Below are 22,927 nucleotides of genomic sequence, written 5' to 3' on the forward strand. Positions count from 1 at the left end.
TGGAAGGTCATACGGGATCGATATGTTCCGTGACTTCCTGGTATCCGGATTCAGTGAGGCACCCATGAACTCCACCACCCCTATCGATATCGATCTTCTCATCGAGGCCCGCTGGGTCGTCCCCGTCGAGCCGCACGGTGTCGTGCTCGACGACCATGCGGTCGCCATTAACGGCGGCGAGATCCTCGCCATCCTGCCGGCCGACGAGGCGCGCAAGCACTACACGCCGCGCGAGCGGGTCAGCCTCGGCGAGCATGCGCTCATCCCGGGCCTGGTGAATTCGCACACCCACAATCCGATGACCCTGCTGCGCGGCCTCGCGGACGACCTGCCGCTGATGGTCTGGCTGCAGGAACACATCTGGCCGGCCGAAGGCCGCGTGATGGGGCCGGACTTCATTCGCGACGGCGTGGAACTGGCCGTGGCCGAGATGATCCGTGGCGGCACCACCTGCGCCAACGAGAACTATTTCTTCCCCGACGTGATCGCCGCGACGTATCGCCGGATGGGCTTTCGCGCGGTGATCGGCCTGCCGGTGATCGACTTCCCCACGCCCTGGGCTAAGACCTCCGACGAATACTTCCAGCGCGCCGAGGAAGTGCACGACTCGCTGCGTGGCGAGCCGCTGCTCAGCACGGCCTTCGCCCCGCATGCACCGTACACGGTGTCCGACGAGAATTTCGAGCGCATCCGCGTGCTCTCCGACCAGCTCGACATCCCCGTTCACCTGCACACCCACGAGACGGCGCAGGAAGTGGAAGAGGGCATCGCGAAGGACGGCATGCGTCCATTTGCGCGCCTGCAGAAGCTGGGCCTGGTCAATGAGCGCCTGATCGCCGTGCACATGACCCAGCTCACCGACGGCGAGATCGCCGCCTGTGCCGCTGCCGGCGTCTCCGTGGTGCATTGCCCCGAGTCCAACCTGAAGCTGGCCTCGGGCTTCTGCCAGGCCGAAAAACTGCGCGCCGCGGGTGTGAACGTCTGCATCGGCACCGATGGCTGCGCATCGAACAACGACCTCGACATGTTCGGCGAGATGCGCACCGCTGCCATGCTCGCCAAGGCGGTGATCGGCGATGCCGCGGCCTTTGATGCAGCCAGTGCATTGCGTGCCGCCACGCTCAATGGCGCCAGGGCGATCGGCCTGGGCGACAAGGTGGGCTCGATCGAGCCGGGCAAGCGCGCGGACCTCACCGCCGTGCGTCTCGACGACCTCGAAACCCAGCCGCTTTACCATGTGGCCTCGCAGCTGGTGTACGCCACGGGCCGTCACCAGGTCAGCGACGTGTGGATCGACGGCGCGCGCAAGCTCGCCAACAAGCGTCTTGTCGACGTGGATATCGATGCCATCCGCGAGAAGGCTCGTTCGTGGCGCGAGCGTATCGCGGCGGAGGATCCCGCATGACCGATCATCTCTACCTGGTGCTCGCCATCCGTACGCCCGATTTCTCGGCATCGGCGGGCGACGACCACCAGATGTTCCTGTCGGAGCTGATCGGTCGCGGCATGATCGAGCTCACCGGTCCGTTCACCGACGGCACCGGTGGCGCCTATCTGCTGCGCGCGCCCAGCCTCGAGGAAGCCACGCAGATTGCCCATACCGATCCGCTGCATAAGAGCGGATCGTCCAGGCTCACCGTCCATGAGTGGCGCGTGCGCCGTTTCAGTTGAGGTAACACCATGCAGAACGCCAACGTCAGCGCGGAAGAAATCGCGCGTTTCGAAAAGCTCGCCGCTCGCTGGTGGGACCCCGATGGCGAGTCCCGTCCCCTGCACGATCTCAATCCCGTGCGTGCCGCCTACGTGGGTGGTCGCACCCAGCTTCGCGGTGCGAAGGTGGTGGATGTCGGTTGTGGCGGCGGCCTGCTCAGTGAGGCCCTGGCGCGTGCCGGCGCCAATGTCACCGCCATTGACCTCGGCGCGAAGCTGATCGAGATCGCAAAGCTGCACCTGTTCGAATCGAACCTCACCGTGGATTACCGCGTGCAGTCGTCGGAAGAACTCGCCGCTGCCGAACCGGCATCGTTCGATGCCGTATGCTGCATGGAGATGATCGAGCACGTGCCCGATCCGCTGGTTCTCATCCGCGATCTGGCCGCCATGCTGAAGCCGGGCGGACAGCTGTTCCTGTCCACGCTCAATCGCACGCCGGCCGCCTTCGGCGCGGCCATCGTCGGCGCGGAATACCTCATGCGCCTGCTGCCGCGCGGCACTCATCATTACGCCCAGTTCCTGAAGCCTTCCGAGGTTGCCGCGATGCTGCGTCACGTCGATCTCGAACTCGAGGACATCAAGGGGCTGGCCTATAACCCGCTCACCCGTAATGCCAGCCTGTCGGGCAATACGTCGGTGAACTACATCCTCTCTGCAAGGAAGCCCGCATGACCACGTTGCCCTTCAAGCCCGAAGGCGTTTTCTTCGATCTCGACGGCACGCTGCTGGATAGCGCCCAGGATCTGTACGCCGCCATCGTCCAGCTGTGCCACGAGTTGAAGTCGCCGGTGCCCGAATTCGAGCCGCTGCGCGAAGTGGTGTCGCGCGGTTCGCGTGCCATGATCGCGGTGGCTTTTCCCGATTTCGACGCCGATGCCGTGCTTCGTCACGTGCCGCGTTTCCTCGCGATCTACGAGGAAAACATGGGCCGCGCCGGGACGGGACCCTTCGAGGGCATCGAGCCGTTGATCAGCGGCCTCGACGCCGCCCACCTGCGCTGGGGCATCGTCACCAACAAGCCGGGTTTCCTCACCGAGGCCCTGCTGCCGCGTGCCGTACCGCACTGGAAGCCCGTTGCCGTGGTGGCCGGTGACACGCTGCCGGTAAAGAAGCCCGATCCTGCGCCGGTCCTGCGTGCCTGCGAACTCGCGGGCGTACCGCCCAAGCGTTCGGTGTTCGTGGGCGACGACCGCCGCGATGTGCAGGCAGGTCATGCGGCCGGCCTGTTCACCGTGGCCGTGCGCTGGGGTTATCTCGATGGCGGCAACCCGGACGAGTGGGGCGCCGATCTCGTGATCGATCATCCGGATGAACTGGCGGCGCTGCTGGGCATCAAGGTGGCTGCGTGACCGACGGCGCCACCCAGAGCTTTGTCGACAAGTGGCTGGCGGTGCAGCCCCAGCAGCGGGTTGCGCTGGGCTTCGTCGATCCGGCCGTGCGCGACGAGCACGTGGCGCTGGCCGCGTTCGAGCAGGAACTCATCTCGTCTGCCTATGGCATCCGTGAGCCGCAGGTGGCGGCTGCCAAGCTGCAATGGTGGGCGGAAGAACTCTCCGGCGCCGCTGCCAGCGGCGGTCGTCATCCGCTGACCAAGGTGCTGTTCGCCAGCGAGCGCGCCAGGAAAGTAGACACGCGCCTATGGCTGGCGCCTGTTCTCGCGGCGATGGCCCAGCTCGAGCAGGGCACCGCGTCGGACTTCGCGGCCCAGGTCGTGGCGGCGCGCAACCTGCACGGTTCGCTGGCTGCGCTGGAAAACGCCTGGTGGTTCGGTGGGCAGGCGCCTGTCGAGGCCGCTACGCGCATCGCTACGCTCTCACACCTGGTCTTCGCGCTGTCCCGCCTGGAACTCGACGCCGACCACGAGCGCCTGCCGCTGCCGATGTCGCGCCTGGCCCGGCATGGCCTGTCGCGTGCGCAGCTGAAGGACGATTCCCCGGCGCGTCGCGAGGCCTTGAAAGCCCAGCTCGACGAGCTGGCGGATGGCTTGCGTGATGCGCTGTCTTTGAACGAGCCCCTGAGCACGTTCCGTGGCCTGGAAGGGCGTACGGCGCTTGCCACGGCACGCGGTGCCGCAAAGGCGGCGGAGCCCTTTGCCGAGCTGCACCGCCGACAGTCGCTCACGGGTCCTGCCACGGCCTTCAGGGCGTGGCGGGCAGCCCGGCAGGCGGCGTCCCGGCTGGGCTGAACGGACTGTTTCCCGGAGCCTTCCATTGACCCTTGCCGCCATCTACCCCATCTGGTTCGGATAAGCCGGCAGACCCCGGCCTGCACCAAGGATCCCATCCATGTACATGCAAGATTCCCCGGCCCGCCAGCTTCCCGACGTGGCATCGCAAGACCACGCACTCGCCCTGGGCACGCTGGACTGGGTGGGCATGGATGGCATGGAGATGCCGGTGGCCTTCGATGCGGGCGATGGCGATGCCAGGACCACCAGCGCGCGCGTGGGTGCCTTCGTCAACCTGACCAGGGCGGAGGCGCGCGGCATCCACATGTCGCGCCTGTACCTGCTGGTGTCGGAGGCGTTGTCTGCCGGTCCGGTGACGCTGGCGGGTGTGCGAGCACTGCTGGGGCAGTTTCTCTCGTCCCACGAGGGGCTTTCCGATCATGCGCGGATCACCATTGGCTTCGAGCACCTGGTGCGCCGCCGTGCCTTGCGCAGCGACAACAGTGGCTGGCGTGCGTATCCGATCACCCTCGATGCCACCTTGCGCAGCGACGGGCAGTTTCTTCTGGAACTCACCACGAACGTGGTCTATTCCTCGACCTGTCCGGCCTCTGCGGCGCTGTCGCGCCAGTTGATCCAGGACAGCTTCGCGAAGGCTTTTCCCGCCGACCATGCGCTGGATCGCGAGACGATCCTGGCGTGGCTGGGCACGGAGCAGGGCATCGTTGCCACGCCGCACGCCCAGCGCAGCACGGCTACGATCCGTGTGCGACCGGCAGGAGAGGGCGCCTTCGACCTGATTGGCATGATCGATCGGGTGGAAGCCGCTCTTGGCACGCCGGTGCAGACGGCCGTGAAGCGCGCCGACGAACAGGCCTTCGCCCTGGCCAATGGCGGCAACCTGATGTTCTGCGAAGACGCCGCCCGCCGTATCCAGAAAACGCTGGACGCCGATGCAGGCATCGCCGACTTCCACGTACGCGTGGCACATCACGAAAGCCTGCACCCCCACGACGCCGTAGCGTTCTCCAGCAAAGCCCGCCGCTGACCTGAAACTCTTGTAGTAGCGCGCCTTGCGCGCCATCGTTCGCGCGACACCCCGTTTACTGTAGGAGCGTGCCTTGCGCGCGACCGGTTATCGCGACAACCCGGTCGCGCGCAAGGCGCGCTCCAGGGGTTACCTGATGCCGGGCAGCAACAGCGGGTCGAGTCGCGTACCGAACCAGTTGAAGCCCCAGTGCACATGCGGGCCCGTGGCACGGCCCGTCTTGCCGGCTGCACCGATCACCTGACCCTGATGCACCTGCTCGCCCACCTTCACATCGATGCGCGACAGGTGCAGGAAGTTCGACGACAAGCCGAAGCCGTGATCCAGCAGCACCGTGCCACCGGTGAGATACAGATCGGGCTTGGCAAACGTAATGATGCCATCGGCCGGCGCCTTGACCGGCGTGCCTTCGGGCACCGCGATATCCATGCCCGAATGCGGCGCCTTGGGATCGCCGTTGTAGATGCGCTGGTTACCGAAGCGCCCGCTGATACGCCCCGTCACCGGCCAGATGAACCCCTTGGCGAAATCCTCGCGTGAATCATCGCGATTGCGCGCCGCCACCACTTCGGCCTGCTCGCGCTGGATGCGCTGGGCGATATCCGGCGGCGGGTTCACTGTTTTCGGCGGCACGCCGTTCACCCGCTCGATGGGCCAGTCCCGGGGCGTGACCGTCACGGCATGGTGCGAACCGCCCACCGTGACGTCGATGGGGCCTTGCTCGTCACGCCCGGCACCGAATACGAAGGTGCCGTCGTTGCCGACACGCACGGGCTTGCCGGCTATGGCGACCCGCGTGCCGGGCGTGGTATGCCCGATCACAAGGCCACCCTGCGACACGCTGGACGGCAGGTCGGTGGTGGCCGCATGGGCCACCGGGAAGATCAGTGCTGCCGCAAGGGCGAGAGCGGCCCGCTTCAACGATCGAATTCCAGGCGCTGGCCTCGCACGCTGTCGTCGAGCTGCTTGCCGTCCCACACGCGCTGGCCGTTGACGAAGGTGGACGCGATGCTACTGCTGAAGGTGGTGCCTTCGAACGGCGACCAACCACACTTGGACAGCACTTCCGCGCGGGTGACCGTATGCGGTTTGTTCGGGTCCACGAGCACGAGGTCGGCGGCATAGCCCTCGCGCAGGAAGCCACGACCCTTCACGTCGAAGAGTTTTGCCGGATTGTGGCAGACGGTTTCCACCACGCGCTCAAGGGTGAGCTTGCCTTCGGTCACGCGCTGAAGGGCGGCCTGAAGGGCGAACTGCACGAGCGGCAGGCCCGAGGGGGCCTTGTCGTACTTCTGTTCCTTTTCTTCCAGCAGGTGCGGGGCGTGGTCCGTGGCGAGCACGTCGAGGCGGCCTTCGGCCAGGGCCTTGATGATCGCCTCACGATCCGCTTCGTCCTTGATCGCCGGGTTGCACTTGATGAAGAAACCCTTCTCGTCGTAATCGGCCTTGCCGCCGAAATGCAGGAAGTGCACGCAGGTTTCGGCCGTGATGCGCTTGCCTTCGATGGGACCCGGCTCGAACAGGGCCAGTTCGTCGGCAGTGGAAATGTGCAGCACGTGCAGGCGGGTGTTGTGCTTCCTCGCCAGCGAGATGGCGAGCCTCGTCGACTTGATGCAGGCCTCGCGCGAACGGATGTGCGGATGCTCCCAGGCAGGGATGTCCTCGCCGTATTTCTCGCGCGCCTTCTCGTGGTTGGCGTCGATCATCGGGGTGTCTTCGCAGTGCGTGATGATCGGCACCGGGGTGTCGCGGAAGATGCCGTCGAGGGTTTCCGGGTTGTCGACCAGCATGTTGCCGGTGGAGGCGCCCATGAACACTTTCACGCCCGGGGCGGCCTTCGGGTCGAGCTTGCGGATGTGCTCAAGGTTGTCGTTGCTGGCACCCATGTAGAAGGCGTAGTTCACGGCCGAGCTTTCGGCACCGCGGGCGTACTTGGCTTCCAGGGTGTCGCGGTCGAGTGCCGGCGGCTTGGTGTTCGGCATCTCCATGAAGCTGGTGATGCCGCCCGCCGCGCAGGCGCGCGATTCGCTGCGGATGTCGGCCTTCTGGGTGAGGCCGGGCTCGCGGAAATGGACCTGGTCGTCGATCATCCCCGGCAGCAGCCAAAGGCCGGTGGCATCGATAACCTCTTCGTCACGCTCTTTTTGCAGTCCCTGCGCGATCTTCGCGATTTTGCCGTCGCGGACGCGGACGTCCGCGGTGAATCGCTTGTTTTCGTTGATGAGTTCGGCGTTCTTGATGAGCCAGGCTTCAGTCATGGGTATGGGCTCCTTGGGCACCACAGCGTCGCAGGACGAATTGTTCCGGCACGGGGTCGAGCCCGCCTTCGCAGAAGGGCTGGCAGCGCAGGATGCGCCAGCTGGCCAGGACGGTGCCTCGCGCCGGCCCGAAGCGGGCTATGGCAACCCGTGCATAATCGGAACAGGATGGATGGAACCGGCAGCGGGCTCCCAGGAGGGGGCTGAGCCACCGCTTGTAGAAGGACAACAGTAGAAGGAGGAGGCGGGTCACGTATGGAACCAGGTGTCGACCGGCGATAGCCAGCCGACAGTATCCCAGAAGAGAGGTTGCTGGGGTAACGCATCTGGGCTATAACACCCCGCCGCCACGGCCACCGAGGTGAAGGATATGGCGAAAATCGCTAGTAGTTCCGCAGCTGCCAAGGGCGCCGCCAAGAAAGGCGGGGCTGGTGATGTGACGAAGGCCAAGCAGGCCGTGGCGAAGGCGACGAAGGCGCCGGCCAAGGCCGCGGGGGCCGTGGCAAAGAAAACTCCCGCCAAGAGCGCGCCGGCCAAGGCCGCCGCGAAGAAGGCAGCACCAGTCAAGACAGCGACAAAGGCTCCGGCCAAGGTCGCCAGCAAGCCCGCAGCCAAGGCGCCCGCGCCGGCAGCGGCCAAGAAGACCCCGGCCGCCGCCAGCAAGGCAGCGACGGCCAGGAAGACGCCTGAGGCGCCGGTGAAGGCCGCGCCCAAGGCCACGCCGGCACTGGCGGCCAAGACCGCCCCTGCCAACGATGCATCCGCGACCGCTGCTGGTCGCAAGGCATCCGCGGTGGCCAGCGCCTCCCCATCCAGAACTGAGAAATCTGCGCACTTCAGCATGAAAGACAGCACTACTTTCGACAACGGCATCACCAAAGAAGACGGCCGCTACGCGCTGCCGGCCACCACCATCATCGACCTTCCCGCCGGTTATCGTCCCAACGATAACGATGGCGAGGAATACATGAGCCCGAAGCACCTGGCTTATTACCGGGCCAAGCTCAAGAAGTGGCGCGACGACCTCATCGAAGAGTCGCGCCAGACCATGGACAACCTCCGCGAGGAAGTCCGTGACGTCGGCGACGAAGCCGAGCGCGCCACCCGCGAGACCGAAAACTCGCTGGAACTGCGCACGCGCGATCGTTACCGCAAGCTGATCTCCAAGATCGACAAGGCCCTGCGCCGCATCGAAGAAGGCCGCTATGGCTTCTGCGAGGAAACGGACGAGGAAATCGGCCTGGAGCGCCTCGATGCGCGCCCCATCGCCACGCTCACGCTCGATGCGCAGGAGCGCCGCGAGCATCTGCAGAAGCAGATGGGCGACTGATCCGGCATCGCTCCTGCGATACCCAGGGAACCCCGCTTCGGCGGGGTTCTTTTTTTTCCAGGGCGGGCAGGGCGCGGCGCGGGGAGTAAACTTCCGTCAAAGGAGCCCCCATGCGCCATCTGCACAATCTCATCCTCAATACCGACAGCTACAAGGCCAGCCACTGGCTCCAGTACCCGCCGGGCACCGACCGCACCTTTTTCTATGTCGAGTCGCGTGGTGGCGTATACGACAGGACCGTATTCTTCGGACTTCAGGCCATTCTCAAAGCCTGGCTGAGCCGCCCAGTCACCCATGGCGATGTGGACGAGGCGCGCGATTTCTTCGCCATCCATGGCGAGCCGTTCAACGAGGCCGGCTGGCGCCGGATCGTGGACCTTCACGGCGGTCGCCTGCCCATGCGCATCCGGGCCGTGCCCGAAGGCGCCGTAGTGCCCACCCATCAGGCGCTGGTCACCATCGAGTCGACCGATCCGGAGGCTTTCTGGCTGCCGAGCTACCTGGAAACCCTGCTGCTGCGCCTGTGGTATCCGGTAACGGTAGCGACGCTGAGCTGGCAGGTGAAGCGGACCATCCGGGGGTTCCTCGAACGCACCAGTGACGATGTCGCCGGGCAGCTGCCTTTCAAGCTGCACGACTTCGGCGCCCGTGGCGTTTCCAGCGCAGAAGCGGCCGCCATCGGCGGCATGGCGCACCTGGTCAACTTCCTGGGCACGGACACCGTGCAGGGTGTACTGGCGGCACGCGAGTTCTATGGCGAGCCGATGGCCGGCTATTCGATCCCGGCGGCCGAGCACAGCACGATCACCAGCTGGGGGCGCGACCGCGAAGCCGATGCCTACCGCAACATGCTGAGGCATTTTGCGAAGCCGGGCGGCCTGGTGGCCGTCGTGTCGGACAGCTACGACATCTTCCACGCCATCCGCGAGCACTGGGGCAAGACCCTGCGCGACGAGGTAATCGCCTCGGGCGGCACGCTGGTGGTGCGTCCGGATTCGGGCGACCCGGTGGAGGTGGTGCACCAGTGCATCACGCTGCTCGACGAGGCCTTCGGTCACACGAAGAACGGCAAGGGTTACAAGCTGCTCAACCATGTGCGCCTGATCCAGGGTGACGGGGTCAACCCGGACAGCATCCGCGCCATCCTGGAGCGCATCACCAGCGTGGGCTATGCGGCGGACAACATCGCCTTCGGCATGGGCGGGGCGCTGTTGCAGAAGGTGGACCGCGATACGCAGAAGTTTGCGCTGAAGTGCTCTGCGGCGCGTATCGACGGCCAGTGGGTCGATGTGTTCAAGGCGCCGGTGACGGATGCGGGCAAGTTCTCTCAGCGGGGCCGCCTGACGCTGATCCGTCATCGCGAGTACGGCACGTACAAGACCGCGCCGATTCCGGCGAACCTGGAGCGCGCCGAGGATCTCGTCCCCGAACACGGCTGGGAGCATGCGATGGAAACAGTATGGGAGAACGGCGAACTGGTGAAGGACTGGTCCTTCGCCGACGTGCGCGCACGCAGCGAGCTGGGGTGAACCCACCCTCAACACCTCACCCTGTAGGAGCGCGCCTCGCGCGCGACCGGTCATCGCGACACCCCACCCTGTAGGAGCGCGCCTCGCGCGCGACCGGTCATCGCGACACCCCACCCTGTAGGAGCGCGCCTTGCGCGCGACCAGTCATCGCGACAACCCGGTCGCGCGCAGGCGCGCTCCTACAGGGCTTCGGTGGGTCGCGCGCAGGCGCGCTCCTACAGGGTGGGTGTCGCTTCGGTGGGTCGCGCGTGAGGCGCGCCCCTACAGGGCGGCGTCAGGCCGCCGCGAGCGTCGCCGCGTGGGCCTTGATCTTCGCCAGCATGGCGGCCAGACCGTTCGAGCGGGTGGGGGAGAGGTGCTTCGCCAGGCCGATCTCCTGCACATACGTCGGCTCGGTATCCACGATCTCCCGCGCCGGGCGATCCGAATACACGCGCAACACCAGCGCGATCAGCCCGGACACGATGGCCGAATCGCTGGTGGCTTCGAAATGCAGCTTCGACGCATCGCCGGACGGCACCAGCCACACCATGGACTGGCAGCCGTGCACCCGGAAGGCCTCGGTCTTGTTTTCTTCCGGAAACGGCGGCAGCTGCCGCCCCAGGTCGATCAGATACTGGTAACGCTCGGTCCAGTCACCGAAGAAAGCGAATTCCTCGGCGATGGCGGCCTGTGCTTCGGCGGCGGTGGCTTCCTGCGGCGTGCTCATGCCTTCACCACGCTCCAGCGCGTGCCCTGCGCACCATCTTCGATGGCGATGCCCATGGCTTTCAATTCGTCGCGGATCGCGTCGGAACGGGCGAAATCCTTCGCCGCACGGGCAGCGCGACGCTCCTCAAGCTTCGCCTCGATGGCGGCCGCGTCCACGCTCTCGCCGGTGCTGCCCTGGCGGAACCAGGCTTCCGGCTCTTCCTGAAGCAGGCCAAGCAGGCTCGCACCGCCCAGCAAGGCGGCCTTGGCGGCGGCACGCTCGTCACCCGTGGCGCGACGCGCGGCGTCGGCCAGCTGCGAGATCTCGGCCAGGGCCTGGGGCGTGTTCAGGTCGTCGCAGAGCGCCGCCTCGACGGCCTCGGGGATCGACACCTCACCGGCATCCACGTCCGCCATGTCGCGCAGCACGCCATACCAACCGTCCAGCGTGCGCACCGACTGGGTGAGGGCGGCGTCGGACCAGTCCAGCGGCTGGCGGTAATGCCCACGCAGCAGCAACAGGCGCAGCGCCTCGCCGGGGTGCTTGTTCAGCAGTTCGTGCAACTGGAGCACGTTGCCCAGCGACTTCGACATCTTCTTGCCGTCGAAGGTGAGCATGCCGTTGTGCAGCCAGTAACGGGCGAACACCTTGCCGCCGTGGGCGCAGGTGCTCTGGGCGATTTCGTTCTCATGGTGGGGAAAGGTGAGATCCACGCCGCCGGCATGGATGTCGATGGTCTCGCCCAGGTGGGTTTCGCTCATGGCCGAGCATTCGATATGCCAGCCCGGGCGGCCGCGACCCCAGGGGCTGTCCCAGCCAGGCAGTGTCTCGTCCGAGGGTTTCCAGAGCACGAAGTCCCTCGGGCTCTTCTTGTTCGGGGCAACCTCGCCACGGGCGCCGGCGATCTGTTCATCGGGATCGCGACCGGAAAGGGCGCCGTACTCCTTGTACGAGTCCACATGGAACAGGACATGGCCCTCGGTGGCGTAGGCGTGGCCGTTGGCGATCAGTCGCTCGATCATGGCGACGATCTGGGGGATATGGGCCGTGGCATGCGGCTCCAGGTCGGGCGGAGCCACGCCGAGCCGTGCCATGTCGTCACGGTAGGCCTGGGCGTATTTGCCGGTGATCTCGCCGATGGGCACGCCGGCGGTGGCGGCGGCCTTGTTGATCTTGTCGTCCACGTCCGTGATGTTCCGGGCGTAGACCAGCTTCGGGTAGTTCCGCCGGATCAGGCGGGCCAGGACATCGAAGACGACGGGCGGACGGGCATTGCCGATATGGATGTAGTTGTAGACGGTGGGCCCGCAGACGTACATCGTCACCCGCTCGGGATCGAGGGGGGTGAACGCCTCCGTGCGGCGCGACATGGTGTTGTAGAGCGAGATCGGCATCTGGAATCCGTGGACGGGCGCGGCGGGCGGCCGGTCGGAGATATTAGCAAGCCGGCCGCCCCACGGGCGTACGCGCGGGGGCGAAATTGGTTGACACGCGACGTGATTCCGTCGCATTGCACTTCTAAGCGTCGATTCAGCGTGAACTTGGTGAAATGCATGCCAGTAGGCGTTCTGTGCGCCTGGCTGGAGGTTTTTCTACATGTCTCGCCTGCTCATTCCCGCACTCATCCTTGCGGTCTTCGCCACCGGCGCCAACGCGCAGGATGGTCGCTATGCCCCTCCCGGCCCCGCGGGTCCGGACGACAACACCCATTACGGCTGGGCCGACGTCCTGCGCGTCGATCCGGTCTATGGCGTCTCCCGCGTCGAGACGCCCCGCCAGGAATGCTACGACCAGCAGGTGGTCCGCCAGGAGCAGGGCCAGGGCAGCACCGCCGGCACCATCCTGGGCGCCGTCGTCGGCGGCGTGCTCGGCAACACCATTGGCAAGGGCAACGGCCGCACGGCCGCCACGGTGGTCGGCGCAGTAGCCGGCGGTGCCGTGGGCAACAACGTCTCGCGTGGCGACGACCGGGTCTACCAGAGCACCGAGACCCGCTGCCGCGACGTCAGCACGGTGTCCGAGCAGCGCCGCATCAATGGTTACGACGTGGAATACCGCTATCGCGGCGAGGTGTATGTCTCGCGCCTGAACTACGACCCGGGTGAACGCCTGCGGGTACGGGTCAGCGTCTCGCCAGCCGACTGAACCCTTCGGCTGTATCGGTACAGGAAAGGCCGCGAGCGATCGCGGCTTTTTTTGTGCGCCCCACCAGTTGCGCAACGCACCAAACCACGGCATGATCGCCGTTCCACCCTGACAGGCTCCGCCGTGTCCCACGCCGTCTACACCGCGATCGTCCTTACCAGCGCCCGTATGGCCGCAGGAATGACCTCGCGTGCTCGTCGACCGTACATCGGACAACTGGCCGGGTAGGCTGTCGCGCGCGTTTCATCCGTATCGACTAAAAAACCCGGCCATGTGCCGGGTTTTTTCGTTTCCACTTCCGGTTTTTTTCTTTCCATACACCGCCCGCAAGGCACCTACCACCGCCCCTGGATCGCCATGACCCTTCGCCACTTCCTCTCCACGCAGGACTACAGCCGCGCCGAGATCGACGCCCTTCTCGAGCAGGCCGCCGCGTTCAAGCGTTCCCCGCAGGGCCAGCAGCTGGCGGGCAAATCGGTTGCCCTGATGTTCTTCAATCCCTCGATGCGCACCCGCACGAGCTTCGAGCTGGGCACCTTCCAGCTGGGCGGCCATGCGGTGGTGCTGGCGCCGGGCAAGGATGCGTGGCCCATCGAGTTCGAGGTGGGCACCGTGATGGATGGCGATACGGAAGAACACATCGCCGAGGTGGCCCGGGTGCTCTCGCGCTATGTCGACCTGATCGCCGTGCGCGCCTTCCCGAAGTTCCAGGACTGGGCAGTGGATCGCCAGGACAAGGTCATCGCCGCCTTCGCCCGCTACGCGACGGTGCCTGTGATCAATATGGAAACCATCACCCATCCGTGCCAGGAGCTGGCCCATGCGCTGGCCCTGAAGGAGCACCTGGGCGACCTGCAGAACAAGAAGTACGTGCTCACCTGGACCTACCACCCGAAGCCGCTCAACACGGCCGTGGCGAACTCGGCCCTGCTTATCGCCACCAAGATGGGCATGGACGTAACCTTGCTGTGCCCCACGCCGGAATACGTGCTGGACGAGCGCTACATGGAATTCGCAAAGCAGAACGCCCGCGAAAACGGCGGTTCGCTTCAGGTGTCGCACGACATCGAGTCGGCCTATAGCGGCGCGCACGTGGTCTACGCCAAGAGCTGGGGTGCCATTCCCTACTTCGGCCGCTGGGACGAAGAGAAGGCCATCCGCGACGCCAACAAGCACTTCATCGTGGACGAGGCCAAGATGGCCCTCACGAACAACGGCCTGTTCAGCCACTGCCTCCCGCTGCGCCGGAACATCAAGGCAACGGACGCGGTGATGGATTCGCCCGCCTGCATCGCTATCGACGAAGCCGAAAACCGCCTGCACGTGCAGAAGGCGGTCATGGCCTCGCTCATTTCCCAGTCGGGCACGAAGTCCGGCCTCGGTTTCTGATTCTCCCTTCTTCCTCTACGAACCTCATTTTCCGGAGCCAGCATGTCCAGCAAAGATATCGTCCTCGCCTTCTCGGGCGGCCTCGACACCAGCTTCTGCGTCCCTTACCTCATGGAGCGCGGCTATGCCGTGCACACCGTGTTCGTCGATACCGGTGGCGTTTCGGCCGAAGAGCGTGAGTACATCGAGCACCGCGCGACCGAACTGGGCGCCGCCTCGCACCGCACCGTCGACGCCGCACAGGCGATCTGGGACAGCTTCGTCACCCCGCTGATCCAGGCCGGCGAGTTCTACCAGGGCCAGTATCCGCTGCTGGTGTCCGACCGCTACCTCATCGTGCAGGCCTCGCTTGAGCGCTGCGACGAACTGGGCACGAAGCTCTTTGCCCACGGCTGCACTGGCATGGGTAACGACCAGGTCCGTTTCGACCTCACCGTGAAGGCCCTGGGCGACTACACCATCATCGCCCCGATCCGCGAAATCCAGCGCGAACACACCCAGGTGCGCGCCTACGAGCAGAAGTACCTGGAAGACAAGGGCTTCGAAGTTCGCGCCAAGACCAAGCACTACACCATCAACGAGAACGTGCTGGGCGTGACCATCTCCGGCGGCGAGATCGACGCGTGGGAAATCCCGGGCGAGGGCGCCATCGGCTGGTGCGCGCCGCGTTCCGAATGGCCGTCCGAACCGCTGCGCGTGGAGCTGGGCTTCGAAAAGGGCGTGGCCGTGTCGCTCAACGGCAAGGCCGCCACCGGTCCGGAAATCCTGGGCTTCCTCAACCGCGAGCTGGCGAAGTACGGCGTGGGCCGCAGCCTCTACACCGGTGACACCAATATCGGTCTTAAGGGCCGCATCGTGTTCGAGGCGCCGGCGCTCACCGCGCTGCTCACCGCACACCGTGCGCTGGAAGAAACCGTGCTGTCGAAGCAGCAGAACCGCTTCAAGCCGGAGATCGGCCGCAAGTGGACCGAGGTGGCCTACGAAGGCTTCTTCAATGATCCGATCAAGGCCGACCTCGAAGCCTTCCTCGCCTCCACCCAGCGCAAGGTCGACGGCAAGGTGATCATCGAGACGCGTGGTGGCTCGGTGTACGCCGTGAAGGTGGAATCGAAGAACATCCTGCAGTCCGCCAAGGCTACCTATGCCCAGGCCGCCGACTGGGGCGTGGCCGAGGCCGAAGGCTTCATCAAGCTCTACGGCATGAGCTCCACGCTCTGGGCCGAAGTCGACCGCGCCAACGGCAAGTGATCCCGACCCCATGGACAAACTTCTCCAGGACACCCTGACCCATCTGCGCGCGCTCGTGGGCCACGACACGCGCAACCCGCCGCGAACCATCGGTACCGGTGGCATCTTCGATTACCTGCGCGCGAACCTTCCCGGGTTCGACGTGCAGGTGACGGATTTCGGTGCCGGTGCCGTCAACCTGTACGCGGTGCGCGGCAAGCCGAAGTACCTGTTCAACGTGCACCTCGACACCGTGCCTGATTCCCCGCACTGGACGGCCAGCCCGTTCGACCTGCGGGTGACGGAAGACCGGGCGATCGGCCTGGGCGCTTGCGACATCAAGGGCGCCGCTGCCGCGCTGGTGGCGGTAGCCAATGCCACGCAGGGCGACATGGCCCTGCTGCTGTCCACCGACGAGGAAGCCAACGATGCACGTTGCATCGATGGTTTCCTGAAGACGCCACGCGACTACGAGGCCGTGATCGTCGCCGAGCCCACCAAGGGCGAGGCGGTGCTCGCGCATCGCGGCATCCTTTCGGTGCAGATGCGCTTCCTCGGTCGCGCAGGCCACGCCTCGGGCGACCAGAAGCCGTCCGACAGCGCACTGCACCAGGCGATTCGCTGGGGCGCGGCCGCACTGGACCATGTCCAGGCGCTGTCGCACGAGCGTTTCGGAGGCCTCACCGGCCTGCGCTTCAACGTGGGTAAGATCGAAGGCGGCATCAAGGCCAACGTCATCGCGCCCACGGCGGATGTTCGTTTCGGATTCCGTCCGCTTCCGTCGATGGACGCCGACCAGCTGCTGGAAACCTTCCGCACGCTGGTCGAACCGCATCCGGTGGAGTTCGGCGAAACCTTCCGCGGCGATTCGCTGCCGGCCGGGGACACCGCCTCGGCCGAAACGCGTCGTCTTGCCGCCCGCGACATTGCCGACGAACTGAACATCCCCGTCGGCAACGCCGTGGATTTCTGGACCGAATCGGCGCTGTTCTCCAAGGCCGGCTACACCTCCTTCGTCTATGGCCCTGGCGACATCGCCCAGGCCCACACCGCCGACGAATGGGTCGCTCTCGAACAACTCGGGCATTACGCCCAGACCATCCATCGGATCGTCGATCGTGGAATCTAACCAGCACACCCGCAAGACCATCGTCCGCCTGCTCTCCGCCATGGGTAGCGCGCGCGAGATCCAGCAGTACCTGAAGCGTTTCTCCCAGCTCGACGCCGCACGTTTTGCGGTGGTGAAGGTGGGCGGCGCCGTGTTGCGCGACGAACTGCCCGACCTGACCTCGTCGCTGTCCTTCCTGCAGCAGGTGGGTCTTACGCCCATCGTGCTGCACGGTGCCGGCCCGCAGCTCGACGAAGAGCTGCAGGCCGCGGGCATCGAAAAGAAGACCGTGAACGGCCTGCGCGTGACTTCGCCCGAAGCCCTGGCCATCGTGCGCAAGGTGTTCCAGGCGCAGAACCTGCGTCTGGTGGAAGCCCTGCAGGAAGTGGGCACGCGTGCCACGTCCGTGCCCTCGGGCGTGTTCACGGCCGACTTCCTCGATCAGGACCAGCTCGGTCTCGTGGGCCGCGTGCGCGAGATCAACCTCGCGCCGATCGAGGCCAGCCTGCGCGCGGGCTCGATCCCGGTCATCGCCAGTCTTGGCGAAACCGACTCGGGCCAGATCCTCAACATTAACGCCGATTTCGCCGCCAACGAACTGGTACGCGTATTGCAGCCGTACAAGATCGTGTTCCTCACGGGCACGGGCGGCCTGCTCGACGGCGAAGGCAACGTGATCGACTCGATCAACCTGTCCACGGAATACGAGCAGCTGCTCGCCCAGCCGTGGCTGCACTCGGGCATGCGCCTGAAGATCGAGCAGATCAAGGATCTCCTGGACGACCTGCCGCTGACCTCGTCGGTGTCGATCACGCGTCCGTCGCAGCTGGCGAAGGAACTGTTCACCCACAAGGGTTCCGGCACGCTGGTGCGTCGCGGCGAGCGCGTGCTGCGCTTCGAATCCTGGGAAGGCGTCGACCTGGATCGCATGCGTCAGCTCATCGAGTCCAGCTTCGGCCGCACGTTGCTGCCGGATTACTTCGAGCGCACGAAGCTGCATCGCCTCTACGTCTCCGAGAACTACCGCGCCGCCATGGTGCTCACGGCCGAGGAAGGCTTTGCCTATCTCGACAAGTTCGCGGTGCTGGACGACGCTCAGGGCGAAGGTTTGGGTCGTGCCGTGTGGCAGGTGATGCGCGATGAGAACCCGAAGCTGTTCTGGCGTTCGCGCCACGGCAACGTGATCAATCATTTCTACTACGCGGAGTCGGACGGCTGCTTCAAGCAGTCGCGCTGGAAGGTGTTCTGGTACGGCCTGGACAACTTCGCCGACATCGAGCGTTGCGTCGCGCATTGCGCCACGCGTATCCCCACCCTGAAGGACTGAACGGCCATGTCGACCAAGACCATCGGCATCGTCGGCGCGCGTGGCCACACGGGCGCCGAGTTGATCCGGCTGATCGCCAGCCATCCGTCGCTGGAGCTGAAGTTCGTGTCGTCGCGCGAACTCGACGGCCAGCGCCTGGCTGAGCATAGCGACGCCTACACCGGCGAGCTGCGCTACAGCAACCTCGACCCGGCCGCCGTGGCGGAGCAGGGAGCCGACGTCGTGGTGCTGGCCCTGCCCAACGGCAAGGCGGCACCGTACGTCGAAGCCATCGACAAGGCAGCTGCGTCCACCGTGATCGTAGACCTCTCGGCGGATTACCGTTTCGACGAGCGCTGGTACTACGGCCTGCCCGAGCTGTATCGCGATCGCTGGCGCGGTGAGAAGCGCGTGAGCAACCCCGGTTGCTACGCCACGGCCATCCAATGCTCCATTGCGCCCATCAAGGACCTGCTGGCGGCACCGCCGGTATCGTTCGGCGTGTCCGGCTATTCCGGTGCGGGCACCACGCCCTCGGATCGCAACGATCCGGACAAGCTGCGCGACAACCTGATGCCGTACTCGCTCACCGGCCACATGCACGAGAAGGAAGCCAGCCGTCATCTCGGCATGCCGGTGGAATTCATGCCGCACGTAGCGCCGCACTTCCGTGGCCTCACCGTTACCACGAACCTCTATCTCGCCAAGGCGCACAAGCGTGAGGATATCGTCCGCCGCTTCGAGACGCGCTTCGAGAACGAGAAGCTGATCCACGTGGTGGATGAGGCGCCGTGGGTAAGCCATATCGCGAACAAGCATCATCTGGACGTCGGCGGTTTCACCGTATCCAGCGATGGTCGTCGCGTCGTGGTGGTGGCCACCCTCGACAACCTGCTGAAGGGCGCCGCCACCCAGGCCATGCAGAACGTCAACCGCGCGCTCGGCTTCGACGAGCTCACCGCCATTCCGCTCTGAGCGATAAGGAACCCTACGATGACCCAGCCGCTCTGGCAGAAATCCGACACCCAGGTGGACGCGCGCATCATGCGCTTCCTCGCTGGCAACGATGTCGTGCTCGACCGTGAGTTCTTCCTGCACGACATCACCGCCAGCAAGGCGCATGTGGAAGGCCTGGCCAATATCGGCGTGGTCTCCGCCGATGAGCGTGACGCCCTGTTGCGTGAGCTCGACATCCTGGCCGGTGATTTTTCCGCCGGCAGCTTCGTGCTCGACGAACGCTTCGAGGATGGCCATTCCGCCATCGAGGCCCGTCTTACCGAGCGCCTTGGGGATGCCGGTCGCCGCGTGCACACCGGCCGCAGCCGTAACGACCAGATCCTGGTCGCCACTCGCCTGTGGCTGAAGGAGAAGCTCTCCACGCTGGAAACCCTCTGCCGTCGCATTGCCGAGGTGTGTCTTGAACGCGCAGCTGGCGATGCCCTGCCGATGCCGGGCTACACGCATATCCAGCGTGCCGTGGTCTCGTCCACGGGCATGTGGTTTGCGGCCTTTGCCGAGGCCTTCATCGACAACACCCTGCGTGCACGCCAGGCGCTGGAGCTGATCGACGCGAATCCACTGGGTACTGCCGCCGGTTATGGCGTGAACGTGGCCCTCGACCGCGCGCACACCACGGCGGCGCTCGGCTTCAGCCGCATGCAGGTCTCGCCGATTTACGCCCAGCTCTCGCGCGGCAAGTTCGAGATGGCGGCACTCGATGCCGTCGGCACGGCACTGCTGGACACCCGTCGCCTGGCGTGGGATCTGTCGCTGTTCACCACCGCCGAATTCGACTTCGTGAAGCTGCCGGCCGAGTACACCACCGGCTCGTCCATCATGCCGAACAAGCGCAATCCGGACGTGGTGGAACTTCTGCGCGCGAGCTATGCGAGCGTGGCTGCCGCGCGTACCGAGATCGAACAGCTGCTGTCGCTGCCGTCGGGCTACCAGCGCGACCTGCAGTTTTCCAAGGGTTCGTTGTTCCATGGTTTCTCCATGGGCCTGGGCGCGCTGGAGCTGCTGCCGGACATGCTGGCTCGTTTCGAGTGGAAGTCGGACAAGATGCGCGCCGCCATCGAACCGGCGATGTACGCCACGGATGTGGCGATCGAGCAGGCCGTGGCCGGCGTGCCGTTCCGCGACGCCTACCGCGCCGCGGCGGAAACGGCGGCCTCGGCCGGTGAAGGCCGCTCCCCGGAATCCAGCCTCGCCGCCCGCACCTCGCCAGGCGCCGGTCACGACCTGATGCTGGACGTTCTGAGCAAGCGTCTGGAGCGCCTGCGCTAACCTTGTAGGAGCGCGCCTTGCGCGCGACAGGTGATCGCGAAAACCGGTCGCGCGCAAGGCGCGCTCCTACAAGAAACCTCACCGCTGTAGGAGCGCGCCTCGCGCGCGACAGCTCTTCGCATAACCCGGTCGCGCGCAAGGCGCGCTCCTACAACAACGTCGAGTCACTGTCGCACACCGGGAGGGTACGTGATGGCCAGTCACTTCACCGAACAACCGTTGCCTTCCTGGCGACGCGCTGTCCTGAAAGTCGGCAGCAGCCTTCTCACCACACCGGACGGCCGCCTCGACGACCATTACGCCGGATCCCTTGCCGCTTTCGTCTCCGCCAGCCGCCGCGAGGGCAGGGAAGTGGTCATCGTCTCCTCCGGCGCCGTCGCCGCCGGTCGTGGCCTCGCACTACCCGAAAAAAGCACGGGCCTCAGCGGCCGCCAGGCCCTCGCCGCCCTGGGCCAGACCCGCCTGGTCGCCCTGTGGCAAGGCTTTTTCGACGCCCCCGTCGCCCAGGTCCTGCTCACCCACGACGACCTGCGCAACCGCCGCCGCTACCTCAATGCCCGCTCCACTCTGCGCGAACTGCTTGCCCTTGGCGCCATCCCCGTCATTAACGAAAACGACACCGTTGCCGTCGATGAACTGAAACTCGGTGACAACGACAACCTCGCCGCCATCGTGGCGGCGCTGGTCGATGCGGACGTGCTGATGATCGCCTCGGATATCGCGGGCCTGTACACAGCCAACCCGCGCACCGACCCCGACGCACAACCGGTGCCCGACGTGGCCGAAGTCACCCCGGATCACCTGGCCAGTGCAGGCGGTGCCGGTACGGCAGCTGGTACCGGCGGTATGCGCACGAAACTGGAAGCTGCGCTCAAGGCCGCTGCTGCCGGTATTGAAACCCTCCTTTTCGACGGCCGCGACGCCGCCTGCGTAGCACGTCTGGCGGAAGGCCATCTCACCGGCACCCGTCTGCGCGCGCCGCGCTCACGCCTCGCAGCACGCAAGTACTGGCTGCGGCACGCACCGGGAGCCGGGCGTATCGTGGTGGATGACGGCGCCCTGCAAGCACTGCGCGCGCGCGGCGCCTCCCTGCTACCGGGCGGGGTACTGCACGCCGAAGGCGACTTCGCACGCGGCGATGTTATCGACATCGCCCATGCCGACAAGCCCATGGCCCGTGGCGTCGTGCAATATGCAGCCTCGGACATCCGCCGCATCGCCGGCCGGCACACCCGTGACATCGAATCCCTGCTTGGCTACAGCTATGGCGAGAACGTGGTTCATCGCGACGACCTCGTTCTGCTGGGTGACCTATGAACCAGGAGCACGAGGCGACCATGGACACGATCTCTCCCTTGCGTACGGCAGCGCTGGCCTGCCGTGATGCCGTCGCAACCATCGCGGCACTCGACACCGACGCCAAGCGGCACCTGTTGAACCATATGGCCGATGCATTGGCAGCCGACGAGGCCGCCGTACTGCAAGCCAACGCACACGACATGCGCGCTGCCGAAGCGAACGGTACGGGCAACGCCATGCTGGACCGTCTTCGCCTCGATCCGGCCCGTCTGGCAGGCATCGTCGCCGGCATACGCGACGTTGCCGCGCTTCCTGACCCGGTAGGTACTGTGACGCGACGCGAAACCCGCCCCAATGGCATCGTCGTCGAACGCGTACGCATCCCGCTCGGCGTGATCGCGATGATCTACGAGGCACGGCCCAACGTCACCGCCGATGCGGCGGCTCTATGCCTCATGGCAGGCAACTGTGCGATCCTGCGTGGCGGCAGCGATGCCGTGCAATCCAGCCTCGCCATCGCCGGTGCATTGCGCCGTGCGCTACGAGAGCAGGGCCTGCCGGAGGCGGCCATTACCGTCATCGACGATCCGCGCCGCGAAACCATGATCGAGCTGCTCCAGCTCACGGATATCGTGGACCTCGCCATCCCCCGTGGCGGCGAAGGCCTGATCCGCTTCGTCGCCGAGCACGCGCGCGTGCCGGTGATCAAGCACTACAAGGGCGTTTGCCACCTCTATGTGGACCGTGCGGCCGACGAAGCACTGGCGCTGGATCTCCTGCTGGACGGCAAGACCAGCCGCCCCGGTGTATGCAATGCACTGGAGACTTTGCTCGTTCACAGGGATATCGCGGCATCCTTCGTGCCGCTGGCCGTAAGACAACTCCGGGAGAAAGGCGTAGAGGTGCGCGGCGATGCGGCCAGCCGCGCACTGGTGTCTGATCTGGTGCAGGCCACGGATGACGACTATGCTGCCGAATTCCTCGACCTGGTCATTGCCTTGCGCATCGTGGACTCCACTGACGATGCCATCGGCCATATCCATCGCTATGGTTCGGACCACACCGAAGTCATCGCCACGCGCGATGAGGCAACGGCAGAGCAGTTCATTCGTGCCATCCGCTCTGCCGTGGTGATGGTCAATGCCTCATCGCGATTCAGTGATGGGGGAGAGCTCGGTCTGGGCACGGAAATCGGCATCTCGACCACCCGCCTGCATGCTTACGGGCCGATGGGAGCGGAATCATTGACGATCGAACGCTTCGTAGTACGTGGCGCAGGCCAGATCCGCCATGCGAGAACCTTCGATATTCCACCCCACTAACCCGTCGTTCCTGCGAACGCAGGAACCCAGCGCCCCGGTTCACCAGCAAACACCGCCACGTTTCATCGGCTTGCGTGTAGGTAACCCTCTCGCGAAAACCCACCGCACC

22 protein-coding genes are annotated in these 22,927 nt (G+C 65.6%); 17 read left to right on the forward strand and 5 right to left on the reverse strand.

Annotated features, from left to right (window positions below):
* The first annotated feature begins 64 nt into the window (after window positions 1-64).
* From KR767_RS14400 to folE2, 6 genes are all read left to right on the forward strand, one after another.
* On the forward strand, window positions 65-1,405 hold the full coding sequence (locus KR767_RS14400; protein ID WP_250876760.1) for a TRZ/ATZ family hydrolase: 1,341 nt from the start codon (window positions 65-67) through the stop codon (window positions 1,403-1,405).
* The gene (locus tag KR767_RS14405; protein WP_250876761.1) at window positions 1,402-1,671 is read left to right on the forward strand and encodes a YciI family protein; all 270 of its coding nucleotides are present in this window, start codon (window positions 1,402-1,404) and stop codon (window positions 1,669-1,671) included. Before KR767_RS14400 ends, KR767_RS14405 begins: the two co-directional genes overlap by 4 nt.
* 9 nt (window positions 1,672-1,680) lie before the next feature.
* Window positions 1,681-2,385: a bifunctional 2-polyprenyl-6-hydroxyphenol methylase/3-demethylubiquinol 3-O-methyltransferase UbiG gene (gene ubiG, locus KR767_RS14410; RefSeq protein ID WP_250876762.1), complete on the forward strand. Its 705-nt coding sequence runs from the start codon at window positions 1,681-1,683 to the stop codon at window positions 2,383-2,385.
* Window positions 2,382-3,062 (forward strand): HAD family hydrolase, encoded by a 681-nt coding sequence (locus tag KR767_RS14415; protein ID WP_166949473.1) that lies wholly within the window; start codon window positions 2,382-2,384, stop codon window positions 3,060-3,062. The genes ubiG and KR767_RS14415 overlap by 4 nt, the downstream gene beginning before the upstream one ends.
* Window positions 3,059-3,898 carry a squalene/phytoene synthase family protein gene (locus tag KR767_RS14420; RefSeq protein WP_250876763.1) on the forward strand — a complete coding sequence of 280 codons (840 nt, stop codon included), beginning with the start codon at window positions 3,059-3,061 and terminating at the stop codon, window positions 3,896-3,898. Before KR767_RS14415 ends, KR767_RS14420 begins: the two co-directional genes overlap by 4 nt.
* A 100-nt stretch (window positions 3,899-3,998) precedes the next feature.
* The gene (gene folE2, locus KR767_RS14425; protein ID WP_250876764.1) at window positions 3,999-4,928 is read left to right on the forward strand and encodes a GTP cyclohydrolase FolE2; all 930 of its coding nucleotides are present in this window, start codon (window positions 3,999-4,001) and stop codon (window positions 4,926-4,928) included.
* A 129-nt stretch (window positions 4,929-5,057) separates the two neighbouring features.
* On the opposite strand, the gene KR767_RS14430 is transcribed toward folE2, so the two are convergent.
* Genes KR767_RS14430 through yidD form a run of 3 tightly spaced genes read right to left on the reverse strand, consistent with a single transcriptional unit; the run spans window position 5,058 to window position 7,439 of the window.
* Window positions 5,058-5,858 (reverse strand): M23 family metallopeptidase, encoded by an 801-nt coding sequence (locus KR767_RS14430; protein ID WP_250879166.1) that lies wholly within the window; start codon window positions 5,856-5,858, stop codon window positions 5,058-5,060.
* Window positions 5,846-7,186, reverse strand: coding sequence for a dihydroorotase (locus KR767_RS14435; protein WP_250876765.1), 1,341 nt, complete (start codon window positions 7,184-7,186; stop codon window positions 5,846-5,848). Before KR767_RS14435 ends, KR767_RS14430 begins: the two co-directional genes overlap by 13 nt.
* Window positions 7,179-7,439, reverse strand: coding sequence for a membrane protein insertion efficiency factor YidD (yidD, locus tag KR767_RS14440; protein WP_250876766.1), 261 nt, complete (start codon window positions 7,437-7,439; stop codon window positions 7,179-7,181). The genes KR767_RS14435 and yidD overlap by 8 nt, the downstream gene beginning before the upstream one ends.
* A gap of 117 nt (window positions 7,440-7,556) precedes the next feature.
* Here yidD and dksA point away from each other — a divergent pair, with 117 nt between their 5' ends.
* Both dksA and KR767_RS14450 read left to right on the forward strand, forming a co-directional pair.
* Window positions 7,557-8,516: an RNA polymerase-binding protein DksA gene (dksA, locus tag KR767_RS14445; protein WP_166949481.1), complete on the forward strand. Its 960-nt coding sequence runs from the start codon at window positions 7,557-7,559 to the stop codon at window positions 8,514-8,516.
* Between the two features lie 110 nt (window positions 8,517-8,626).
* Complete coding sequence (locus KR767_RS14450; RefSeq protein ID WP_250876767.1) at window positions 8,627-10,045, forward strand: nicotinate phosphoribosyltransferase; 1,419 nt, start codon at window positions 8,627-8,629, stop codon at window positions 10,043-10,045.
* A gap of 274 nt (window positions 10,046-10,319) precedes the next feature.
* On the opposite strand, the gene KR767_RS14455 is transcribed toward KR767_RS14450, so the two are convergent.
* Together KR767_RS14455 and cysS are read right to left on the reverse strand one after the other, a co-directional pair.
* Window positions 10,320-10,754 carry a SufE family protein gene (locus KR767_RS14455; RefSeq protein ID WP_250876768.1) on the reverse strand — a complete coding sequence of 145 codons (435 nt, stop codon included), beginning with the start codon at window positions 10,752-10,754 and terminating at the stop codon, window positions 10,320-10,322.
* Window positions 10,751-12,130 carry a cysteine--tRNA ligase gene (gene cysS, locus KR767_RS14460; RefSeq protein WP_250876769.1) on the reverse strand — a complete coding sequence of 460 codons (1,380 nt, stop codon included), beginning with the start codon at window positions 12,128-12,130 and terminating at the stop codon, window positions 10,751-10,753. The genes KR767_RS14455 and cysS overlap by 4 nt, the downstream gene beginning before the upstream one ends.
* 202 nt (window positions 12,131-12,332) lie before the next feature.
* On the opposite strand from cysS, the gene KR767_RS14465 reads away from it, so the two are divergent.
* The 9 genes from KR767_RS14465 (at window position 12,333) to KR767_RS14505 (ending at window position 22,818) form a co-directional block, all read left to right on the forward strand.
* Window positions 12,333-12,881 (forward strand): glycine zipper 2TM domain-containing protein, encoded by a 549-nt coding sequence (locus KR767_RS14465; protein WP_166949487.1) that lies wholly within the window; start codon window positions 12,333-12,335, stop codon window positions 12,879-12,881.
* Window positions 12,882-13,238: 357 nt separating this feature from the next.
* On the forward strand, window positions 13,239-14,270 hold the full coding sequence (locus KR767_RS14470; protein WP_166949489.1) for an N-acetylornithine carbamoyltransferase: 1,032 nt from the start codon (window positions 13,239-13,241) through the stop codon (window positions 14,268-14,270).
* 42 nt (window positions 14,271-14,312) lie between these two features.
* Entirely contained in the window at window positions 14,313-15,518 is a 1,206-nt protein-coding gene (locus tag KR767_RS14475) for an argininosuccinate synthase (protein ID WP_166949490.1), read from the forward strand.
* 10 nt (window positions 15,519-15,528) lie between these two features.
* Complete coding sequence (locus KR767_RS14480; protein WP_250876770.1) at window positions 15,529-16,626, forward strand: acetylornithine deacetylase; 1,098 nt, start codon at window positions 15,529-15,531, stop codon at window positions 16,624-16,626.
* Between the two features lie 40 nt (window positions 16,627-16,666).
* Complete coding sequence (locus tag KR767_RS14485) at window positions 16,667-17,932, forward strand: acetylglutamate kinase (RefSeq protein ID WP_243853246.1); 1,266 nt, start codon at window positions 16,667-16,669, stop codon at window positions 17,930-17,932.
* Window positions 17,933-17,938: 6 nt separating this feature from the next.
* Window positions 17,939-18,886, forward strand: coding sequence for an N-acetyl-gamma-glutamyl-phosphate reductase (argC, locus tag KR767_RS14490; protein WP_250876771.1), 948 nt, complete (start codon window positions 17,939-17,941; stop codon window positions 18,884-18,886).
* An 18-nt stretch (window positions 18,887-18,904) separates the two neighbouring features.
* Complete coding sequence (locus tag KR767_RS14495) at window positions 18,905-20,197, forward strand: argininosuccinate lyase (protein WP_250876772.1); 1,293 nt, start codon at window positions 18,905-18,907, stop codon at window positions 20,195-20,197.
* A gap of 192 nt (window positions 20,198-20,389) precedes the next feature.
* Window positions 20,390-21,514, forward strand: a complete 1,125-nt coding sequence (gene proB / locus KR767_RS14500; RefSeq protein WP_250876773.1) for a glutamate 5-kinase — start codon at window positions 20,390-20,392, stop codon at window positions 21,512-21,514.
* Window positions 21,515-21,534: 20 nt separating this feature from the next.
* Window positions 21,535-22,818, forward strand: a complete 1,284-nt coding sequence (locus tag KR767_RS14505) for a glutamate-5-semialdehyde dehydrogenase (RefSeq protein ID WP_250876774.1) — start codon at window positions 21,535-21,537, stop codon at window positions 22,816-22,818.
* Window positions 22,819-22,927: the final 109 nt, after the last annotated feature.

The sequence above is a fragment of the Luteibacter anthropi genome, from assembly GCF_023699965.1.
Classification (GTDB): domain Bacteria; phylum Pseudomonadota; class Gammaproteobacteria; order Xanthomonadales; family Rhodanobacteraceae; genus Luteibacter; species Luteibacter anthropi.